Raw genomic sequence first — 20,301 nt, 5'->3', positions numbered from 1 at the left:
TCCTTAAGGCGCCAGATCATCTACAGTCCAGCCCTTATAATTAAAATTTATTTCGTCTCCATTTTTTAATAATATGTCCTTTGCTCCTACGCTTGTCTTTTTGCCATTTAAATAAATAAACCAATCGTATCCTAAAATACCTTTTTTTATATCCTCATCAGTCAGCTTGTTTGGAGGAATGGATTCCAAACCATTGATGGACTTTATGAAACCTCCCTCTTCATAAACCTCTGCATTTTCTTTTAGCAATCTTAATGCATTAATGCTCTTGTTTAGCTTTACTACTTTTTCTAGAAGTATTATTTTATTATCCTTTGAAATGACAAGCTTAATCGCAACTTCTTTGATTTCATTTTGCTTTTTAACATCTGCTTCTTTATTATCTGATTGTGGCTTTATTTCATTAGTTGATTTATTTTTTTGCTCTACATTTGATACATTCGTTGTAACTGAAGTTTTTTGACCTTCAGGTAATGTGTTTGAATCTGAGTTGATAGTATTGTCTTGATTCTTGCTGCAACTAGTTAAAATAAATAATGTGATTAAAATAGGTATAAACTTGAACTTCAATATACCACCCCCTTCCAATCTCAGAGGGAAAAATAAAAAGCCCTGGAAAGGGCTTATAATCATATAAGCTTGCCCTTCCCTCCGAAGGTTATGCTTCATAATACAGGCAGGTTTCCTGGCTTATGGTTCATCTTACTCCCTGGCCTTCCCAAAAGGTGGCATATCAGGTTTCATCCCCATTTACAGTAGCGGGGGCTGCAACGGACTTTCACCGTTTTCCCTTTTAACTTTTCAGCACCTATATTATTTGTATTCGGTTCTTTATATATTATAACATCAAAATAAATTATGCTCAATCTTTCAAAACAATTATCAAGAAATTTCACACAAATTTATATATCTTATGAATTTACCCTTTCTTAATCTACATTCATCTGTTATTTCAAAACCAACATTTTTAATATTTTCCTGCATATCTTCTAAAGTAACAAATACTGCCCTTTTAGCAATTCTCGCCGTATTTTTAATTATTTCATCCTGAATTTCTCTTGTTGTAACGGAAAGAACACCGTAAGGTAAGTCTACGATTGCTGCGTCAAATTTTTCAGCGATATCTTTTATATCGCTACATGATACAACATCCGGATAACCAAAATATTTTAAATTATTTTTTGCTCCTTTAACTACATTGTTGTTAATATCATAACCTTTAATATCTATTCCCATTGAAAGTGCTTCCAAAACTACGGTTCCAATTCCACAACAAGGGTCTACCATTTTAATATTTTGATTTCTTCCTGTTGCAATATTAACAAGAGCCCTTGATACCCTTGCAGTTAGAGAATTACAGTATTGAACCGGTTTTTCATCATGTTCATGCCATTTACCGCTATTCTTTATTAACTCTCCAGCTACCCATTTTTGTTCTATATCCAAAACACCAACTTTAGTTTTGGGATTATGGATTTTAACTTCACCTTCAATATTTCTTCCAATCAAACTTTCTATTTTATGTTTTTTATTCAAATCCATCCTCTCTATCAAGCTAATATACTGAACCTTGTAATCGTCGTATTTAATTTTCTTTTTTTCGATTATATCTGCTAAATCCTCTATAGATTCGGAAATAGCGTCTATTTTAATACAATATTTTATATAGGGACTTCTATTAACATCTATATATTCATCATAAAAAAAATATTTACCATCCAGATTAATATTAAATAGTCTACGTAACTCCATTAAGCATAATTCTTTTTCTCCATCTGGAAAATTAACATAATAAAAAAACATCATATCACCAACCTTTAAAAAACCCCCTTGTTGATATTTCCAACCAAGGGGGTGAAATTTAATATTATATGGTGCGGGCGAAGGGATTTGAACCCATACGGTTTCCCGCTAGAACCTGAATCTAGTGCGTCTGCCAGTTCCGCCACGCCCGCCTACATCCTAAAAAAATTTTATCACTCTATTGAATTTTTGTCTATATCAATATTTACACTTTTTTACTTTTAGAAACCTATATATTTTATTTATAATTAAAAATCTTCCATAATTCATTTTATTAATAATAAATTTACCAATTCCCAAATATTTTATTAGCTCTTTTTCCAAATCTGTAAATTTATTTTTTAATAATTCTTTATCTTCTAAGGTTAAGTCGTAATCATCATATAAATTTCTGTTTAATATTTCTAAAATAATACTCATGTCAATATTTAACTTTTGGCCTATATTTAACAGCAATTCCTCTAATGTTAATCCTTCATAATTAACACCTAATGCGAATGATGTAAATTTAATTTTTGAAACAAAATATGAGGTGCTTATTTTATTTCTTTTAAAAATAATAATTATTAACATTAAAATTACTAAAATAAAAGCGACAAATAATTCAAAATAAAAATTTTTAACTTTCTTGCTTTGACTAATAGCCTCATTATCTTCAACAACCCTGTTTTCTTTTAATTTTTCCGTTTGATTGTCTTTTTCTTGTATTTCGGTTTGATTTTTTAATACATCGAATGCATAATCAATAGTTGTATAATGTCCAGGAGTTGGGTCAAAAGTAACAAATCCAAGCCCATTTATATATGCTTCAACCCAAGCATGCGCATCGGAATTTAAAACATCTATTTCTTTAAAAGGTGTAGCGTTTATAGCAAATCCCTCCACGTATCTCGATGGAATACCTGCTGTTCTTAACATTATAGCCATTGCACTTGCAAAGTATACGCAATATCCCCTTTTTTCTTCAAACAAAAAATGTTCAACAAAATCTACATTGTCAGGTGGAATCGATGGTTTTAAATCATAGGAATAATTTTCCCTTAGATAATCCTGAATTCTTTTTGCAGCTTCCAAATCATTTCGGCTATCTTTAATTACAGACATGGTAAGCTCATAAACTTTATTAGACACAATGTCAGGAACGCGTAAATAGTCAAAATAATATCTATCTTGGCTATACTTAAAAGTCGGCCATTTTTTATTTTGAATATAATCAGTATAGATGCTATAATCGTATGAAGCAAAATCAACATAATATTTATCGTTTCTATTTGCTGGATGGGGATGTTTAGTCTCTAAATAATCTGCATCTATTAAAAAATTATTCCATGTATTCCTTATCGATTCAGGAAAGAGAACATTAAATGCTGTATATGTTACTAAGTTTGTCGGTGTAATTTGTATCTCAAATTTTCTTAACCCTTCTCTGTTATAATTTGTTTTGCTACCGGTAATAAAATTATTACTGCTTTTTTTCCATTTTTGCCCATCGTAATAGTCTTTTATAACTCCCCTTAAATACAATTCGCCGGAATAATTATTAGGGTATACTGTAATTGCTTTATTATGATTTAATTTTATCGGTCCTCCAAGCTTGTTGGAATCTGGCTGAAATCCGGTGCTTTTCAAACCAAATACTACTGTAACCTGTTCTTTGGGGTTTATTTTTTCACCCATTTCATTTGCAATTTCAATCAACTTATATCCTTTGCCTTCCTTTTCAACCGGCAGTATTTTAATAGCAAAATTTGTAATAAAAATAAATATAGTAAATAATGAAATTAATTTGAATAAATAATTTCTGTCGTGTATTTTATTTTTTTCAACATTTATATTTCTTGACATCCAGAATAGGTAAAACCATAAAATAAGAAAAATATTATAATACCTAAAAGTATCAATTCCAAAAAAATCATAAAAAGAAAAAAGTCCTAATCCCAATATCAATAGATAAACTGTGCGTTTCTTAATAAATGTCAAATAAAAAACAACAATTGAAAGAAAAATTACTGTTATATAAAAAAATTTAATATAAAGGTCAAAATAATTGCTGATTACACCCTGATTTTCTAAAATGCTTTGATAAAAAGGAAGTATATTTTTTAAATAGTGCATAATCATTTGGAAATTAAGTTTGACATATGTTAGTAAAAATATAATGGCCAAGAATAGCAAATACTTATATTTAAACAACAAATACAAAAAAATATTAATTCCAACAAATACAAAACAATTAAATGCAAGATTCGATGATAATCCTATACTAATATATCCAATTTTTATAAATATTGAATATATAATGCTCGTTAAAATTGTAAACAAAATAAAATAATCCATATTAAGTTTACTCATATAAAACTAACTCCCCAAGGTTATTAGAAGTCCTAAAAATATACATAACCAAATTGCTCGTCCTTAATATATTCATTGTTTCTTCACTTAAAATAGTATCTTCAGGAATTATAATGTTTAATTTATAGCCAATATCGCATATTTCGCGCAAGTTTATTGCATCTGTTAAATCGATACTATTTAATATTAGCAGTATATTTGTATTTTTTGACATATTTCCCAATTCTGATTTCATATAGTCTGATATTTTTTTATTTCCGTCCGGATTTGTTTCAACCATTATTTCTAATAATCTCAAAAATTCATTAGGTTTTTTAATATTAGAATTTAGTGGAAGCTTTGTGTTGAAATATATTTCTATTTCAGTGTTACTATTCAAATAAAAATAAGCAATTGACGAAGAAATTTCTAATACTTTTTCAAAATAAAACAATCCATCTTTTCTATTGTAATTTTCCTTATAACAATCAACAAACAATATCAAGTTATTAGTTGTTGAGGAATCAAAATTTTTTACATACAAAGCTTTTTTCTTTGCTGAGATTTTCCAATGAACCTTCTTTAGACTCTCACCATAAACATATTTTCTGATGCCAACAATTTCCGTTAAATCTTCGACTCCTTTGAAAATACTTTTGCTAAATCCTATATCCTTCTTTGAAAACAAGTTGAAATTTTTCATACAATAAAATCGTGGATATATTACGATTTCCTTCTTTTCAAAATAGTTTCTTTCGATCTCAAAAATTTCAAAAAAATCCTTTAAAACTATTTTTACTGGTCCTAACGCATATCTTCCTTTAATTTTAGGAACAAAACTCTGTTCAATTACAAAACTTGCTAATGGTTTTAATAAGAACAAAATAACTTCATTATTCTCAATTGTAAGATTCTGAGCTATAACTTTTGGAATAGGAATCAATCCTTCATTATAAATTTTAGTTTGAATATCAACAACATCTCCAACATAAAATTCCTTGTTGTCAACCATTTGATATACTGAAATATTATTAACTCCTCTAAGGACTATAAAAATCGATAAAAGTATAGAAGCAGAAAAAAAATAAAAAGTTAAATATAATATCCTGCCACCCTGAAAATACGCAATTAAATAAAGAAATATTATTAAAAATATAAAATGTTTTTTAATTCTATACATCAATTCCAACCCCTGGCACCTTTATATTCGAAATAATTTCTTCTACTTTTTTCTCCGCAGTTTTGCCTTTATATTTAATTTCTGATTTTAGCAATAATCTGTGAGACAAAATATTTACTGCCACACTTTTCACATCGTCTGGTGTAACAAATTTTCTGTTTCTTAGAAATGCTTTAGCTTGACTGCTTCTTAAAAGATTTAGAGTTGCTCTTGGACTTGCTCCTAATAGTATTTCACTATCTTTTCTTGTTTCGCTTATTATTGAAAGTATATATTTTTCAATTTTATCATTAACATAAATATTTTTTACTAGTTCTCTTATTTCTTTTATTTGTTCAGGAGTTAAAACAAGGCTTAATTCTTCCAACCTATTGCTAATTCTATATTTTCTCATCATCAAAATCTCGTTATCCTCGTCAGGATAGCCTATTGAAATCTTCATGAAAAACCTATCGAGTTGTGCCTCAGGAAGCGGGAACGTTCCTTCATACTCTATAGGATTTTGGGTAGCCAAAACCATAAAAGGCTCATCTAATTTATATGTTTTACCATCTACTGTAATCTGATGTTCTTCCATTGCCTCTAATAAACTTGATTGAGTTTTAGGCGAAGTTCTATTTATTTCATCGGCAAGAATAATCTGATTGAAAATAGGTCCTGCCTTGAATTCAAATTGATTTAACTTTTCGTTATATATTGTCACTCCCAAAATATCTGAAGGTAACAAATCTGGGGTAAATTGAATTCTTGCAAAACTACAATCAATTGTTTTGGCAAGGGCTTTGATAAGAACTGTTTTACCAACTCCTGGGACATCTTCAATTAAAATATGTCCCCCAGATATTAAGGCAATTATTATGTTTTCAATCACTGGTCTCTTGCCAAAAATTACATTTTCAATGTTGTCAATTGCTCTAATCAAAATATCATTATTCAATTTTATCACCTTCTTTTAAGCATTTGCAAAACTCTCTATTGGATTTTTCAATAATTTGTCCAAACCGCAATTTTTTCAATATTTAAATTGATTTTGTGACATCAAAAATTTTATTGATTTATAATATCTTGCGACTTTTGATTTTCACTTGTATTATCAGTTTGAGTCGAAACAGGTTTAGTTCCTATTCTCACCCTTCCTTTAGCAGGTTTATAATAATCCTTCGATAGTGTTTCCTTTTTAACTAATTCACCATTTATAAAAACTTTTCTATAGGTAATTGATTTAATCCCATCAATAGGTTTTACCTCTGTGACCTTTTCTCCCTGATATAAATTCGAATCTTTAACATATTCAGTTGTTGTTGGTATTCGTTCAATTATTTCTGATTCAATAACAACATTCATATTTGGATTCTCGTTGGCGCTGTAAAATTCCACATTTACATAGTTTTTTCCCACCCAGGCTCTTATATATAAAGGTGTTTTATTAGTATTTTTAAATTTAAAATCTATTATATTACCTGAAATAGTTGCATCCCTGCCTGCAGGAACGTATGAAACTTTCAAACCATGGGGCCTTCTTTCTACTATTTCAAAATTTGCAAGCAGTGCTGCATTGTATACTGTTGATGTTACCTGACATATACCCCCCGCAAGTCCTGGAACCAATGTTCCATTTATAATCACAGGAGCTTCTTTATATCCCTTTGAAGCAACACGTGGTCCTAAAACTTTATTCATAGAAAATACTTCACCCGGCATAACAAGTGTTCCGTCGATACTTGAAGAAGCAATCTTTAAGTTTCCTGTTCTATTTACATCTGCAGGATTGAACTTTGTTGCAAACGCAGAAATCCTAGTGTCAATTTTCTCTAAGTCATCTTGTTTTATTTTTGCTTCGACAACCTTGACTGGTATCTGTAATTCTTCACTATTAGTTGTCTTTACAGAATTCAATAATATTTCTTTTAGTTTAGCATCGTCAACTTGTCTTCCATTCACGTCTGGTGTAATAATAAATTTCCCGTCAATCAATTTTATAGTGGCATCAACAGGCATGGTTATTAGACTTTTAGAAATCTTGTTAACAACCCCATCAATATTTTTTTCATTAACAATTATCTCCAATTGTAAATTTATAGAAGATGTGCTAATCTTCAACCTTTCAATAGTCTTTTCAAAAATATTTCCTTCCTTACCGTAGTTTAATGCTTCATTAACTTTTTCTTCAATATCATATCTTGTCTCTAACAACTTATTTGTTGTTCTAAATTCTTTATCCCTATATTTTAACGTAATAACCTTTTCCTGCAGAGGTATATTAAATTTTTCATTCAACAATCTATAAGCTTCATCATATGTCATTCCACCAACGTTAATGTTATTTATATATATTCCTTTGTAAATCCTATTTGATGAAGCACTTGTTTCATTTAACAATATTATTCCAAATGCTAATATAAGTGCAATTATCAATAATGGTATTGCAATTTTTAAGCCCTTATTCACATTACCCCTCCTAAATTTCTCCCTCATACGACTACTATTTAAGATTATATCACATAATTATTTTAATTTTCATTATTTTTGTAAAAATTACAAAATTCTTTTATCATGCATTCATTACATTTAGGTTTCCTCGCAGTGCAAATCTTTCGTCCATGCCAAATAATCCAGTGATGTGCTCTTGACCAATATTCCTTTGGGATGTTTTGCATTAATTGCATTTCAGTCTTTAACACATCATTCGAACTAGCAAGCCCAATCCTATTGGAGACTCTGAAAACATGTGTATCAACTGCAATTGTATCTTTGCCAAATGCATTTGCAAGAACAACATTTGCAGTTTTCCTGCCAACTCCAGGTAATTTGATTAAATCTTCAAGATTTTCAGGAACTTTGCCATCGAATTCTTCTAGTATTTTTTTGCTAGTCTCAATTATATTTTTGGCTTTAGTTTTATATAATCCACAAGTTTTAATATACTTCTCCAATTCTTCAACTTTCATCCTTGAAATTGTTTCCGGGCTATTGTATTTTGCAAACAATTTTTCAGTGACTTTATTAACCGTTTCATCGGTCGTTTGTGCAGATAGCATGGTTGCTATCAATAGTTCGAATTCGCTGTTAAAATTTAATGCGCATCCTAGATGCTTGTATTGACTTTCTAAATATTTTAATATTTTTTCAATATTTTCCATTTTATCACCCCTATTAAAAAAGGGGGCTTATAGCCCCTTATATAATACCCATCTTCTTTCCAACTTTTTCATATATAGCAATTGCCTCATCAAGCATCTCCTTAGTATGAGCTGCAGTTATAATATTTCTAACTCTCGCAGTTCCTCTTGGAACTGTTGGGAATGCGATTCCTTGAGCAAATAATCCTTCATTGAAAAGTTCATCACTAAACTTCATAGCCTTTGCTTCTTCTCCAATAATTACGGGTGTAATCGGTGTTTCGCTATGTCCAATGTCAAATCCCTTTGCTGCTAATTTTTCCTTAAAATATCTTGCATTATCCCAAAGTCTATCTACAAGTTCACTGCTCTCGGACAATATTTCTATAGCTTTAATTGCTGCTCCACATGCTCCTGGTGTCATAGCTGTTGAGAATAAGAAAGGTCTTCCTCTGTGCTTTAGCCAGTCAACAAGTTCCTTTGAACCTGCTACATACCCGCCTACTACTCCAATCGCTTTTGAAAGTGTTCCTACTTGAACATCTACTCTACCATATAGATTAAAGTGTGATACTGACCCACTTCCATTTTTGCCCAAAACACCTGAAGCATGAGCATCATCAACATAAACAAATGCATCATATTCTTCAGCAATTTCAACTATTTCAGGTAGTTTTGCAATATCTCCATCCATTGAGAATACTCCGTCAGTAACAATCATAAATTTCTTATATTGGCCACTTTCTTTAGCTTCCTTTATTACTCTTCTTAAATCATCCATATCGCTATGCTTATATCTTAAAATTTTTGCACCTGATAATCTGCAGCCATCAATTATGCTGGCATGGTTTAATTCATCTGACAAAATTGCATCTTCTTTAGTCATTAATGCGCTCACAGTTCCCATGTTGCAATTAAACCCCGATTGAAATACAATTACTCCTTCAGTTTTCTTGAATTTTGCAAGTTTTTCTTCAAGCTCTTCATGTATTTCCAGAGTTCCAATTATTGTTCTTACTGCACCTGCTCCAGCACCATATTTTTCAGTAGCCTTAATCGCAGCTTCAACTAGTCTTGGGTCATTAGCAAATCCAAGATAGTTATTTGATGATAAATTTATAACTTCTTTTCCATTAATAATACAAACTGGACCACTTGGTCCGCCAACTACTGGAAGTTTTCTGAATACTCCCTGAGCCTTTAATTCCTCAAGATTTTTTGTTAAAAATTCATGCAATGTTTTGCTACCCATCATAGCACCTCCAAAGTAATTATCACTTAATATTTTATAACATTTCTTTAACAATGTCTATTATTTCGACACGCTCATCCTCATCAATTTGTTCAAAAATTGAATTAAAAATTGCATCAATGGTTTTTTTATCATTAGAAACTGCAGCAATTCCTATTTCGCTTAACTGCCACTTATCATTTTCCCCAATTTCTGCAATAGATACATTATATTTTCCTATTTTAGATATCAAACTTTTGATTATTTGTCTTTTTTCTTTTAATGTGTGTGGAGTAAATAACCTTAATCTAATTATTGCTGTCCCTACTATCATCTATAAACTCCTCTATACTCCTCTGGAATTAATTCAGCTATTTTTTTCATCATTAAATTTAAGCAATATTCTTCATATTCGTCTTTATTCATATCTTCTGTCTTTTCCGGAAGCTTAAATGGTTCTCCAAAATTAACATAAACATCTGCTTTATAGAATTTTTCACTTCCCATATCCTCATCATTTATAGGCATTAGCTTTTCAGTTCCATAAAGTCCTATCGGAACAATTGGGACATCACACTTCTTAGCAATCAATACGACGCCTTTTTTACCCTCAATCATCTTACCGCTCCTTGATCTTGTTCCCTCTGGAAAAATCATTAGTGAATGTCCTTCCTTTATTACCTTAATGCTTTTTTTAATAGCCTCAATGTCTGCTGAACTTGGATGAATTGTAATAGTATTAAGCGCTTCAACTCCAATTCTACTTAAAGCTTTAGATTGTAATTTTACTCCTGCTACAAAAAATGGATTAAAATCTTCCAATACTTCATTTATAATTATGCCATCTGAATTACTAAGATGATTTGCAATGAATATTACTGGTGATTTAATACCCTTTATAATTTCCTTATTAAATACCTTTATGTTTGCATATTTGTGGACAGTTCTTTTTACAATGAACTTACATAATGGTCTATAAATTTCTGGCGGTAAACTAAATAGTATACTACCTACTATATTTTTCATATAACCATCCCTCTCAAATCAAAGTATTGCATTGATTGTAGAACTTAATATACTTATAATTATATAACCCAGGATTGCTGACCCTAGACCAGTAACTATGAATCCTGTAGTTAAAAATGAAACTAAAAATAATATTATGCCGTTTAAAATAAATGTAAAAAGTCCTAGTGTTAATATATTAATAGGCAATGATAGTATTATTAACACTGGCTTTATTAATGCATTAGCCAGACCTAAAACAACAGCTGCTACAAGTGCTGCACCAAAGCCACTAATATAAACTCCTTTTACAAATGATGCTGTAAGATATATAGCAACTGCGTTTATTAAAATCCTAGCCAGAAATCCTCTATCTCTCTCTTTAGACATACTATTCCTCCAATCTTTTTAAAAAATACTTTGCATAAAAATTTAAATATTCATCATTCATATATTTTTTTATTAATTCTTTGTATTCTCCTCTTTTGCTGTTTCCAAGAGCAATAATCAAGTTTCTTTGAAGTATTTTTTTCCCTCTCCAACCACCAGAAATTTTACCATAAGTTTCTTTGAATTCTTTGTTGCTCATAGTCAAAAATTTTTCTATATTAATATTTATATTCCAGTCATTAGGCAAAAAATCAATTATATTAGATATTCCAATACTTTTATTAAACGGACATGCATCTTGACATATATCACATCCATAAATCCTTAGTCCCATTGAATTCATTTCATTTTCTGTAAGTAATTCTTTCTTTTGAGTAACATAGGATAAACATTTTTGTGAATTTACGTAATAGGGTTTTTCAATTGCACCAACAGGACATGCCTTAATACAAATATCACATTCACCGCATTTTGATAATTTTTCAATGTCAGGCTCAATATACATATCAGTTATAAGTTCCCCTAGAAAAACATATGAACCATATTTTTCCGTATATATATTTGTATTTTTCCCATAAAATCCAATACCGCATTTTTTGGCAATTTCTCTGTCGTGTAAAGCTCCTGTATCACAATAATATACAGAATTTGCTCCAAATTCATCCATCAAATAGTTTTTAATCAGTTCAAGTTTCTTTGATACGACTTTATGATAATCTATTCCCATTGAAGACTTTGAGAAATAAGGTTTTGAATAATCAATATCAATTGTTTTATATGGTATTGCAATTGAAATAAATGTCTTAGCATCTTTTAACAAAGATTTTACATCTATTCTTTTTATTACATCAAACTCTTCAAATCCTGATAAATGTCCATTGTTCCTCTTTTCAACTAATCTCTCAACAAAATTATCACTAAAGTTAATATCAGAAAATCCTATATAGTCGATTCCAATTTTTCTAGCAAAGGATATAAGTTTTTCTTTTGCCATTAGCTCACCTCTATTTATTAGTATAAAATGAATTTAAATCTTACACAATATAAATATATTAAATTTATGGAGGGATTATTATGAGAAGAAAAATTGCGGTAGAAAGAAGTCTGCAAAATGTAAGGCAGCTCTTTGAAAGCCAGGGGTATAAAGTAGATATGTTTGACGATACACAATTACATGAAATCAAAAGCTCAACTCAATACGACGCCATAATTATTTCAGGGGGTAATAGAGATTTTCTTGGAATCCACGAAACTGAAACAAATACACCTGTAATAGATGCATCAGGACTTTCAGCCCAATCCATCCTCGACCGAGTTACAAGACTTGAATTTTAGGATTAAATTTATAAGCCCATGAATGATTTCCGTATATTATGAGAAGCGCCTTTTGAAATCATTTCATGGGCTCAAATCATATATTGTTAGTAATTAATTATATCCAGAGACCATAGATTACGTTGTTTAATTTCTCCTTGTCTTTAATTGAAGAATAATCAATTTTAACTACCTTACCAGGAATGCCAACTACAGTTGCGTAGGATGGAATATCCTTGAGAACTACTGAATTTGCTCCAATTTTTGAATTGTTCCCTATTTTTATTGGTCCTAAAATTTTTGCTCCTGCACCAATTACTACATTGTCACCAACAGTTGGATGTCTTTTTATATTCTTTTCTTTTCCAGTTCCTCCAAGTGTCACCCCATGAAAAATAGTTACATTGTTTCCTATTTCAGCAGTTTCACCTATTACAACTCCCATTCCATGGTCAATAAAAAGACCTTTACCAATTTTAGCCCCTGGATGTATTTCTATTCCCGTTTTATGTCTAGCAAATTGCGAAATCCACCTTGCTAAAACAAATCGTTTCCTTTCGTAAAACCAGTGAGCAATTCTATGATAAATCACTGCATGTAGACCAGGATATAATAAAATTACTTCCCATAAGTTTTTTGCTGCAGGGTCCTTTTGCAATATATTTCTCGCCTCTTCAATTATCATTTTAATCATTTCTAAATCACTCCTCAAATAATTCAGTTGAAAGATATCTTTCTCCTGTATCAGGAGCAACAGTTACAACTCTCTTGCCTGAGCCTATTTCCATGGCTTTATTTAATGCTACAAATATTGCCGCACCTGAAGATATTCCTACTAATATTCCTTCCCTCTTAGCTAGATTTCTTGAAGTTTCAAAGGCATCTAACGCTTTAACTGTAACAATTTCGTCTATTACGTTTCTATCAAGTATATCAGGAATAAAGCCAGCTCCTATTCCTTGAATTTTATGTGGACCTGGATTTCCACCTGACAAGACAGGCGAATCTGCCGGTTCAACAGCAATAATTTTGATATTTGGTAATTCTCTTTTCAATATCTGCCCAACTCCTGTTATTGTGCCTCCAGTTCCAACTCCTGCAACAAAAACATCTATTTTCCCTTGAGTTTGTTCTAATATCTCAATTGCTGTAGTTTTCATGTGTATTTCGGGATTTGCTAGATTTTTAAACTGTTGTGGCATAAAATAGCCATATTCTTTAGCTAATCTTTCTGCTTCTTCAACTGCTCCTCTCATTCCCTTCTTGCCATCTGTAAGAATAAGTTCAGCACCGTATGCCTTCATTAATTTTCTTCTTTCGATACTCATAGTTTCTGGCATTACAAGTATTACTCTATAGCCTTTTGCTGCTCCAACCATTGCTAAACCAATTCCTGTATTACCGCTTGTAGGCTCAATTATAACGCTGTCTGTCTTTAACAAGCCTAATTCTTCTGCCTTTTGAATCATTGAAAGTGCTATCCTGTCCTTAACGCTAGAGCCTGGGTTAAAGGATTCTAGTTTTACAAGCACCTCTGCCATGTTTTCGTTTGTCATTCTATTCAATCTTACCATCGGTGTGCTTCCTATCGTCTCATAAATGTTGTTGAAAATCATAAAAATTCCTCCTCTATATTAATTTTCTATTAATCAGAATTAAAAAAAGCTCTCGCCCCTTATTCAGAGGCGAAAGCTTTACTTCCGCGGTCCCACTCTGTTTGAGTTAATAAACTCATCTCATTTTTCAAGCACTATCATGCTCTACCACTATAACGGGTGGACCCGTAGCGGCTTACTTTATTTCAGCCTAACACTCACAAGTGCACTTCAACTATACTTCAATGTAGAACTCTTTCAGCCTGGGAGTTCCTCTCTGTCCATTCCATATAGTCTACTTTACTTGATCATCGTGTTTAATTCCGATTAATTTACTCTGATTTTATTATAATACTATTCAATTTATCTGTCAATAATTTATTGTTAAGAAAATGTTAAGTTATTTGCAAAAATAATGATCACCAATGATTTTAATTATTGGTCTTGACCAAATCCATTTATTTGTGGTTTTTGCAGGATTATAATAATACAGTGCACCTCCTGATGGATCCCAGCCGTTTAATGCATCGCTTGATGCTTTTCTTGCTGAATCAGTTGGTGATAAATTTATTTGTCCATCGCTTACTGCAGTAAATGCACCTGGTTGATATATAACCCCTGGTATAGTTGATGGAAATCGCGGGTCTCTTGTTCTATTAAGGACTACCCCTCCTACTGCTACCTGCCCAATATACGGTTCCCCTCTTGCTTCACCAGAAATGAGCCTTGATAATAATTCATAATTTTGACTTCCAGAATAACCTCTTTGAGCTGAATATTCACTAATGCCCAATGCAGCTAATGTTTTAGGACCTACAATACCATCAGGATATAGGCCATTTTTTGTTTGAAAATTTTTTACTGCTATATAAGTTTTATATCCGTATATTCCATCAACATTGCCAGTATAATAGCCCCAATTTTTTAATCGCTTTTGAATTTCTATTACAGTGTTTCCTCTTGAACCCCATCCATAGGATGCCGTTTCAATTGATAAATTATTTTGTATAATAGTAATTAGAAAAACCAAAACTATAGCCCATAAAAATAATACCATTTTTCTCATATTCTTTCACCTCCAACTAAATTCCTTATTAACAAATATATTTTTTGTTAAAATGCAAAAATAATACAAAAAGTTATTTTATTATTTAAGTTGGAGAATTATAATATTAAGTATTGTAATTTGAAAAATTTATCGTTGAGGTGATGTTTTTGAAATTTTTTCCAATTAATAAAGAAGAGATGAATAAGCTTGGGTGGAAGGAATGTGATTTTATATTTGTTACTGGGGATGCATATGTAGACCATCCTTCTTTTGGCCATGCTGTTATAACAAGATTGTTAGAGTCATTAGGGTTCAAAGTAGGAGTTATACCTCAGCCGAATTGGAGAACTATTGACGATTTTACTAAACTAGGAAAACCAAGAGTAGCATTTTTAGTATCCTCTGGCAACATAGATTCTATGGTTAATCATTATACAGTAAACAAAAAAAGGCGAAATACTGATGTCTACTCACCGGGTGGCAAAGCAGGTTTAAGACCAGACCGTGCTGATATAGTATACTGCAATAAAATACGTGAGGCTTACAAGGATGTTCCAATAATTCTTGGGGGAATTGAGGCAAGTCTAAGAAGGTTTGCCCATTATGACTATTGGGATGACAAGGTTAGAAATTCAATTCTTGTTGATAGCAATGCCAACCTATTGGTGTTTGGAATGGGGGAAAAACAAATAATTGAAATTGCAAATTTGATTGCTTTTGGTAAAAATATTTTAGACTTAAAAGATATTAGGGGAACCTGCTATATAACAAAGGATATCGAAGGTTTAAAGGATTATATCGAAATGCCTTCTTTTGAAGAGGTAAAATCGGATAAACTTCAATATAATCTAGCTTTTAAAATACAATACCAGGAACAGGATGCAATTAAGGGGAAAACTTTGGTTCAAAAACATGGTAACTTATATATTGTTCAAAACCCACCAGCATTTCCATTAAGTCAAGAAGAACTTGACTTCGTTTATTCACTTCCATATATAAGAACATACCACCCTATCTATAAAAAGGATGGTGGTATACCAGCATTAAAGGAAGTAGAATTCAGTATAACATCTCATAGAGGATGTTATGGTGGTTGTTCTTTTTGTGCTATACATTTTCATCAAGGTAGGGTAATTCAAAATAGAAGTAAAAAATCAATTATTGATGAAGCAGTAAAACTTACAACGCTCCCGAATTTTAAAGGCTATATTCACGATGTTGGTGGGCCTACGGCTAATTTTAGAAATCCATCCTGCAAAATGCAAATAGAGCACGGGGTCTGCAAAAATAGGCAATGTATGCACCCTACTCCATGTCCTAATCTGGAAGTTAATCACGATGAATATCTTGATATATTACAAGAAATTAGAAAGCTTCCAAGGGTTAAAAAGGTATTTATTCGGTCAGGAATAAGATATGATTATCTAATATACGATAAGAATACAAAATTCTTCGAAGAGTTAGTTAAGCATCATATTAGTGGTCAGCTTAAGGTGGCTCCTGAACATGTAAATGATGAAGTGCTGTTCTGTATGGGAAAGCCAAGTAAAAAAGTTTATGAGAGATTTGAAAAAAAATATCACGAATTGAATAAAAAATTAAATTTGAAACAATACCTCGTTCCATACTTAATGTCAAGCCATCCAGGCAGCGATTTAAGTGCTGCTGTTGAACTAGCAGAATACATCAGGGATTTAGGTTATAATCCAGAACAGGTTCAAGATTTTTATCCGACCCCTGGGAGTTTATCTACTACAATTTATTATACTGGAGTAAATCCAATAACAGGTAAAAAGGTTTATGTCCCAAAAGACCCTGAAGAAAAGAAAATGCAAAGAGCATTGCTTCAGTATAGGGACCCAAAAAATTATGAACTTGTTTATAAAGCTTTGGTCAAATCTGGAAGAACCGACTTGATTGGTTATTCAAAAAAATGTTTGATTGCACCTAAGAAAATCAGGAGATGATAAAATGCAGGAATTTTTTATACGCACTATCTATTCATTAAAACAAAATCCAATGTTAGTGTATTTATTTACTATTTTAAATAGCTTTCTGCAGATTTTTTTTCCTCCCTATCCTGGAGATACGTTTATAGCTCTGTTAGGCTACCTTAGTAGTCAAATAACAAAAAACGGCGCTTTGCTGCTAATTATTGCATTGTCCTCTACAATTATTAGCAGCATCATGCTGTATTTAATCAGTTTTCATTATTCAGAAAGAGTTTTGAAAAACAAATATATAAATAATTTTTTTCAAATTAACAAAATATACTTGTTTGAAAAATGGTATGATAAATTTGGAGCATTTGCAATAATTTTAAGCAAATTTATACCTGGAATCAATTCAATTGTATTGATAGCATCCGGAGTTCTAAAGTTAAGGAAAATTACAGCCATACTTGCAATAATATTATCCAGCATTATACATAACTCTATGCTCTTCATAGTTGGAAGAGTTACTGGTAATAATGTTGCAGTATTAAATCAACTTATTAAAGAATATAGCTCAATTATATTGCTTTTTTCATTATTAATTTTGATAATATATATTTTAATTCTTTTAGTAAAAGGGGTCAGGGAATGAATATTTTTACTTTTTTATTCGAGAGTCTAATGTTTAGCGGGAAATCTGGACCCTTCTCACCATCAACATCTGTTTCTACACGTTCTAAAGATTCAATTATAATTTGTTTTTCTCTAAGATAAATGATATTATTACTATCAAGATGCTCTCCTTTAAGCATTTTAATAAACAAATTAAAAAGTTCAACTATATTGCAATTTTTTACACCGATAAGATTCAAATATCCATCATTGGCAGTTGCATCTGGAGCTAATTTAAATCCTCCTGCAGAAGACCCATTTAAAACAATAAATAAAAATACTTTTTCTTCAATAACATATTTTTCTGTTTTAATTCTAATGGGTATTGCTTTAAAATTTGGCAACTGTTCAATGCCTTTTATATAATAAGCAATTTTACCTAAAGTATTCTTAAGATTTATGTCTATTTTTTGTGAAACGTCTGCTAAAAGGCCAGCAGCAGCGACATTGATAAAATATCTATCATTTATTTTCCCCAAATCAAAACTTGCGCATTTCCCTTTATTTATAACATCGCATGCAATGCTTATTCTTTTATCAATTCCTAAATGCGATGCAAAGTCATTAGCTGTCCCTGAAGGAATTATACCTATTGGAAGATCAATTTCTTCCATAACCATTGCATTAATAGTATGATTTATGGTTCCATCTCCTCCAGAAATTATAACTGTATCGTATCCCTTTGCAAATTTGATGCATTCATAAATATCCTTAATAGACATTGTTCTATATGGAGTTACTACATAATTTCCTTGTTGTAATTTATATATTGCCTGATCAATTTTAAGCCTAAAATTTCTATCTCCTGAATAGGGATTATAAATTAAGAATGCCTTTTTCATCTTACTCCCCCCAATAAAGCAAATTTTACCTTAAAAATTAAGTTCCTGCAATAGCAGGAACTTAATATAATGTATGAGTAGGTTTTGATATGTCGCTTAACGCTTCTCCTGCATCATCCGAAAGTCTTGTCTCTACCGCTATATCACCAATTGCCAGCATTCCAACAAGCCTATTGTTTTCAACCACAGGAAGCCTTCTTATTTGCTTTTCAGCCATTAATCTTGAAGCATCATGAATATCCATATTAGGATTAGCGGTTGCTACCCCCATTGTCATTACATCCTTGGCAGTTACGTTCTCAGGATTTTTCCCCATAGCAATGTCCCTTAAAACTATATCTCTGTCTGTAACTATTCCAACAACCCTGTCTCCATCGACTACAGGGACAGATCCAATATTCCTTTGTTTCATTATCTTTGCAACTTCAACGATAGGGGTAGTTGGATTAACAAAAGCAACATTTGTTGTCATAAAATCTTTAACCTTCATAAATACACCTCCTGAAATTATTTTATCCAAATAAAAAGCAAATATTTATATAAGGATTAATTAATGAATTCTTGTAAAAGCTGTCCAAATTATATATAATATTTTATATATGCGCATTAAAAGGAGACGTGATTATGAGAATACCAGTAAGAAAAGAAAGCTTGCCATATTTAATAATTTTATCGCTATTATTTGCTATTTTTTACTACTTAAACTTTTATTTATCTTTAATTCCATTATTATCACTGTTATTTATTATATATTTCTTCAGGGACCCAGATAGAAAAATTATACTCAATGATTCATATTTTTTGTCTCCAGCAGATGGAACAGTAATGGAAGTAAAAGAAATCGAAGAATCCGAATTTTTCAAGGGAAAAGCAATAAAAGTAAGCATATTTTTATCAATATTTAATATCCATGTTAATAGAAGCCCTATAAAAGGAAAAGTAGTATATAAGAATTATAGACCGGGAAAATATCTTCCTGCTTTCAAGAGTCATGCTTCTGATATTAATGAAAGAAATAGTATAGGTATTGAAAATTCCAAAACAAAAGTATTAGTTCATCAAATAACAGGGTTTGTTGCAAGAAGAATAGTTTGCTGGAGCAACGTTAATGATAATTTAGAACAAGGTGAAAGATTTGGACTAATTAAATTTGGTTCATGCACTGAAATAATTATGCCTTTAAACACTGAAATAAAAGTTAAAAAAGGTGATACCGTTAAAGGCGGTTTAACTATTATAGGAGTGATAAAATGAACGCTAAAATAAGCAAAAGTGTGATTCCAAATTCATTTACATTTATTAATCTTACTTTTGGAATGCTTTCAATTATATTTACTTTAAATTCAAGATTTCAGATGTCTGCGATAATGATTATACTTGCAGCATTAATGGATAGGTATGATGGGAGAATAGCTAGAAAATTTAATGCTTCATCTCAATTAGGAAAAGAATTAGACTCATTATGTGATTTAATTTCTTTTGGAGTTGCTCCAGCTATTCTGTCATGGGGAAATTTTTTGATTAATTTAGGAATTATTGGTTATATCATAGTTATTTTATTTCCAATAGCAGGTGCTTATAGATTAGCTAGATTTAATGTAACTCAATTTAATAATTGTTTTATAGGTATTCCTATTACATTTGCTGGTTTCTTGGTTGCTATAGATAATATTATCACAATAGCAAATCCTCATTATTTTTTATCATCAATTTTTATGCTTTTTCTATCATACCTTATGGTTAGCCATTTTAAATTCAAAAAAGTCTAAAGCCGAAAGGCTTTTATTTTTTTGTGTCAAAATAACTAATCACACATATTATAATATTGTAATTAACA

At 31.0% G+C, this 20,301-nt stretch carries 22 protein-coding genes, 1 tRNA gene, 1 riboswitch and 1 other annotated feature; of the genes, 5 read left to right on the top strand and 18 right to left on the bottom strand.

Annotation, left to right across the window (positions count from 1 at the left end; translation table 11 throughout):
* Nucleotides 1-3 precede the first annotated feature (3 nt).
* From ABG79_RS00870 to queG, 13 genes are all read right to left on the bottom strand, one after another.
* Entirely contained in the window at nucleotides 4-570 is a 567-nt protein-coding gene (locus ABG79_RS00870) for a DUF4430 domain-containing protein (protein ID WP_160318202.1), read from the bottom strand.
* Nucleotides 571-658: 88 nt separating this feature from the next.
* Nucleotides 659-827, bottom strand: a riboswitch (cobalamin riboswitch).
* A 55-nt stretch (nucleotides 828-882) separates the two neighbouring features.
* Nucleotides 883-1,806 (bottom strand): TRM11 family SAM-dependent methyltransferase, encoded by a 924-nt coding sequence (locus ABG79_RS12175; protein ID WP_083490260.1) that lies wholly within the window; start codon nucleotides 1,804-1,806, stop codon nucleotides 883-885.
* A 66-nt stretch (nucleotides 1,807-1,872) separates the two neighbouring features.
* A tRNA-Leu gene (locus tag ABG79_RS00865) sits at nucleotides 1,873-1,955 on the bottom strand.
* Between the two features lie 46 nt (nucleotides 1,956-2,001).
* Nucleotides 2,002-4,155, bottom strand: a complete 2,154-nt coding sequence (locus ABG79_RS00860; protein WP_057976135.1) for a transglutaminase-like domain-containing protein — start codon at nucleotides 4,153-4,155, stop codon at nucleotides 2,002-2,004.
* Complete coding sequence (locus ABG79_RS00855; protein ID WP_152978177.1) at nucleotides 4,148-5,314, bottom strand: DUF58 domain-containing protein; 1,167 nt, start codon at nucleotides 5,312-5,314, stop codon at nucleotides 4,148-4,150. Before ABG79_RS00855 ends, ABG79_RS00860 begins: the two co-directional genes overlap by 8 nt.
* Nucleotides 5,307-6,260 (bottom strand): AAA family ATPase, encoded by a 954-nt coding sequence (locus ABG79_RS00850; protein WP_341408283.1) that lies wholly within the window; start codon nucleotides 6,258-6,260, stop codon nucleotides 5,307-5,309. Before ABG79_RS00850 ends, ABG79_RS00855 begins: the two co-directional genes overlap by 8 nt.
* Before the next feature lie 101 nt (nucleotides 6,261-6,361).
* The gene (locus ABG79_RS00845; RefSeq protein WP_057976129.1) at nucleotides 6,362-7,762 is read right to left on the bottom strand and encodes a VanW family protein; all 1,401 of its coding nucleotides are present in this window, start codon (nucleotides 7,760-7,762) and stop codon (nucleotides 6,362-6,364) included.
* Between the two features lie 62 nt (nucleotides 7,763-7,824).
* Nucleotides 7,825-8,454 (bottom strand): endonuclease III, encoded by a 630-nt coding sequence (gene nth, locus ABG79_RS00840; RefSeq protein WP_057976128.1) that lies wholly within the window; start codon nucleotides 8,452-8,454, stop codon nucleotides 7,825-7,827.
* A 37-nt stretch (nucleotides 8,455-8,491) separates the two neighbouring features.
* Nucleotides 8,492-9,685, bottom strand: a complete 1,194-nt coding sequence (locus tag ABG79_RS00835; RefSeq protein WP_057976126.1) for a glycine C-acetyltransferase — start codon at nucleotides 9,683-9,685, stop codon at nucleotides 8,492-8,494.
* Nucleotides 9,686-9,719: 34 nt separating this feature from the next.
* Complete coding sequence (locus ABG79_RS00830; protein WP_057976124.1) at nucleotides 9,720-9,998, bottom strand: DUF503 domain-containing protein; 279 nt, start codon at nucleotides 9,996-9,998, stop codon at nucleotides 9,720-9,722.
* Nucleotides 9,995-10,690: a lysophospholipid acyltransferase family protein gene (locus ABG79_RS00825; protein WP_057976122.1), complete on the bottom strand. Its 696-nt coding sequence runs from the start codon at nucleotides 10,688-10,690 to the stop codon at nucleotides 9,995-9,997. The genes ABG79_RS00830 and ABG79_RS00825 overlap by 4 nt, the downstream gene beginning before the upstream one ends.
* 18 nt (nucleotides 10,691-10,708) lie before the next feature.
* On the bottom strand, nucleotides 10,709-11,059 hold the full coding sequence (locus ABG79_RS00820; protein WP_057976120.1) for a phage holin family protein: 351 nt from the start codon (nucleotides 11,057-11,059) through the stop codon (nucleotides 10,709-10,711).
* Between the two features lies 1 nt (nucleotide 11,060).
* Nucleotides 11,061-12,053 carry a tRNA epoxyqueuosine(34) reductase QueG gene (gene queG / locus ABG79_RS00815; RefSeq protein WP_057976118.1) on the bottom strand — a complete coding sequence of 331 codons (993 nt, stop codon included), beginning with the start codon at nucleotides 12,051-12,053 and terminating at the stop codon, nucleotides 11,061-11,063.
* A gap of 80 nt (nucleotides 12,054-12,133) precedes the next feature.
* Here queG and ABG79_RS00810 point away from each other — a divergent pair, with 80 nt between their 5' ends.
* Nucleotides 12,134-12,394: a YkuS family protein gene (locus ABG79_RS00810; RefSeq protein WP_057976116.1), complete on the top strand. Its 261-nt coding sequence runs from the start codon at nucleotides 12,134-12,136 to the stop codon at nucleotides 12,392-12,394.
* A gap of 97 nt (nucleotides 12,395-12,491) precedes the next feature.
* Here the strand turns inward: ABG79_RS00810 and epsC are convergent, their stop codons facing one another.
* From epsC to sleB, 3 genes are all read right to left on the bottom strand, one after another.
* Entirely contained in the window at nucleotides 12,492-13,067 is a 576-nt protein-coding gene (gene epsC, locus ABG79_RS00805; protein WP_057976114.1) for a serine O-acetyltransferase EpsC, read from the bottom strand.
* A 7-nt stretch (nucleotides 13,068-13,074) separates the two neighbouring features.
* On the bottom strand, nucleotides 13,075-13,989 hold the full coding sequence (gene cysK, locus ABG79_RS00800) for a cysteine synthase A (RefSeq protein ID WP_057976112.1): 915 nt from the start codon (nucleotides 13,987-13,989) through the stop codon (nucleotides 13,075-13,077).
* Between the two features lie 62 nt (nucleotides 13,990-14,051).
* Nucleotides 14,052-14,289 (bottom strand) — a binding site (T-box leader).
* Nucleotides 14,290-14,368: 79 nt separating this feature from the next.
* Nucleotides 14,369-15,034, bottom strand: coding sequence for a spore cortex-lytic enzyme (gene sleB / locus ABG79_RS00795; RefSeq protein ID WP_057976110.1), 666 nt, complete (start codon nucleotides 15,032-15,034; stop codon nucleotides 14,369-14,371).
* A 140-nt stretch (nucleotides 15,035-15,174) separates the two neighbouring features.
* On the opposite strand from sleB, the gene ABG79_RS00790 reads away from it, so the two are divergent.
* Nucleotides 15,175-16,983, top strand: a complete 1,809-nt coding sequence (locus tag ABG79_RS00790; protein WP_152978175.1) for a YgiQ family radical SAM protein — start codon at nucleotides 15,175-15,177, stop codon at nucleotides 16,981-16,983.
* Between the two features lie 4 nt (nucleotides 16,984-16,987).
* Nucleotides 16,988-17,602 (top strand): DedA family protein, encoded by a 615-nt coding sequence (locus ABG79_RS00785; RefSeq protein WP_057976106.1) that lies wholly within the window; start codon nucleotides 16,988-16,990, stop codon nucleotides 17,600-17,602.
* Here the strand turns inward: ABG79_RS00785 and ABG79_RS00780 are convergent.
* The gene (locus ABG79_RS00780) at nucleotides 17,592-18,464 is read right to left on the bottom strand and encodes a YegS/Rv2252/BmrU family lipid kinase (RefSeq protein WP_057976104.1); all 873 of its coding nucleotides are present in this window, start codon (nucleotides 18,462-18,464) and stop codon (nucleotides 17,592-17,594) included. The two genes, ABG79_RS00785 and ABG79_RS00780, sit on opposite strands and share 11 nt — an antisense overlap.
* 61 nt (nucleotides 18,465-18,525) lie before the next feature.
* Nucleotides 18,526-18,954 (bottom strand): CBS domain-containing protein, encoded by a 429-nt coding sequence (locus ABG79_RS00775; protein ID WP_057976102.1) that lies wholly within the window; start codon nucleotides 18,952-18,954, stop codon nucleotides 18,526-18,528.
* 134 nt (nucleotides 18,955-19,088) lie between these two features.
* Here ABG79_RS00775 and ABG79_RS00770 point away from each other — a divergent pair, with 134 nt between their 5' ends.
* Both ABG79_RS00770 and pssA read left to right on the top strand, forming a co-directional pair.
* The gene (locus ABG79_RS00770) at nucleotides 19,089-19,718 is read left to right on the top strand and encodes a phosphatidylserine decarboxylase family protein (protein WP_057976100.1); all 630 of its coding nucleotides are present in this window, start codon (nucleotides 19,089-19,091) and stop codon (nucleotides 19,716-19,718) included.
* Nucleotides 19,715-20,233 (top strand): CDP-diacylglycerol--serine O-phosphatidyltransferase, encoded by a 519-nt coding sequence (gene pssA / locus ABG79_RS00765; protein ID WP_057976098.1) that lies wholly within the window; start codon nucleotides 19,715-19,717, stop codon nucleotides 20,231-20,233. The genes ABG79_RS00770 and pssA overlap by 4 nt, the downstream gene beginning before the upstream one ends.
* Nucleotides 20,234-20,301 lie beyond the last annotated feature (68 nt).

Origin of the sequence: Caloramator mitchellensis (genome assembly GCF_001440545.1) — a bacterium.
Lineage (GTDB): Bacteria > Bacillota > Clostridia > Clostridiales > Caloramatoraceae > Caloramator > Caloramator mitchellensis.
The sequence above is the reverse complement of the archived record's forward strand: the minus strand, read 5'-3'. Positions and strand labels throughout refer to the sequence as shown.

What these genes read in the sequence shown, in the direction of transcription:
- ABG79_RS12175 (WP_083490260.1), bottom strand. Translation starts at nt 1,806, where the DNA reads ATGATGTTTTTTTATTATGTTAATTTTCCAGATGGAGAAAAAGAATTA.
- ABG79_RS00860 (WP_057976135.1), bottom strand. Translation starts at nt 4,155, where the DNA reads ATGAGTAAACTTAATATGGATTATTTTATTTTGTTTACAATTTTAACG.
- ABG79_RS00855 (WP_152978177.1), bottom strand. Translation starts at nt 5,314, where the DNA reads ATGTATAGAATTAAAAAACATTTTATATTTTTAATAATATTTCTTTAT.
- nth (WP_057976128.1), bottom strand. Translation starts at nt 8,454, where the DNA reads ATGGAAAATATTGAAAAAATATTAAAATATTTAGAAAGTCAATACAAG.
- ABG79_RS00835 (WP_057976126.1), bottom strand. Translation starts at nt 9,685, where the DNA reads ATGGGTAGCAAAACATTGCATGAATTTTTAACAAAAAATCTTGAGGAA.
- ABG79_RS00830 (WP_057976124.1), bottom strand. Translation starts at nt 9,998, where the DNA reads ATGATAGTAGGGACAGCAATAATTAGATTAAGGTTATTTACTCCACAC.
- ABG79_RS00825 (WP_057976122.1), bottom strand. Translation starts at nt 10,690, where the DNA reads ATGAAAAATATAGTAGGTAGTATACTATTTAGTTTACCGCCAGAAATT.
- ABG79_RS00820 (WP_057976120.1), bottom strand. Translation starts at nt 11,059, where the DNA reads ATGTCTAAAGAGAGAGATAGAGGATTTCTGGCTAGGATTTTAATAAAC.
- queG (WP_057976118.1), bottom strand. Translation starts at nt 12,053, where the DNA reads ATGGCAAAAGAAAAACTTATATCCTTTGCTAGAAAAATTGGAATCGAC.
- ABG79_RS00810 (WP_057976116.1), top strand. Translation starts at nt 12,134, where the DNA reads ATGAGAAGAAAAATTGCGGTAGAAAGAAGTCTGCAAAATGTAAGGCAG.
- epsC (WP_057976114.1), bottom strand. Translation starts at nt 13,067, where the DNA reads ATGATTAAAATGATAATTGAAGAGGCGAGAAATATATTGCAAAAGGAC.
- cysK (WP_057976112.1), bottom strand. Translation starts at nt 13,989, where the DNA reads ATGATTTTCAACAACATTTATGAGACGATAGGAAGCACACCGATGGTA.
- sleB (WP_057976110.1), bottom strand. Translation starts at nt 15,034, where the DNA reads ATGAGAAAAATGGTATTATTTTTATGGGCTATAGTTTTGGTTTTTCTA.
- ABG79_RS00785 (WP_057976106.1), top strand. Translation starts at nt 16,988, where the DNA reads ATGCAGGAATTTTTTATACGCACTATCTATTCATTAAAACAAAATCCA.
- ABG79_RS00780 (WP_057976104.1), bottom strand. Translation starts at nt 18,464, where the DNA reads ATGAAAAAGGCATTCTTAATTTATAATCCCTATTCAGGAGATAGAAAT.
- ABG79_RS00775 (WP_057976102.1), bottom strand. Translation starts at nt 18,954, where the DNA reads ATGAAGGTTAAAGATTTTATGACAACAAATGTTGCTTTTGTTAATCCA.
- ABG79_RS00770 (WP_057976100.1), top strand. Translation starts at nt 19,089, where the DNA reads ATGAGAATACCAGTAAGAAAAGAAAGCTTGCCATATTTAATAATTTTA.
- pssA (WP_057976098.1), top strand. Translation starts at nt 19,715, where the DNA reads ATGAACGCTAAAATAAGCAAAAGTGTGATTCCAAATTCATTTACATTT.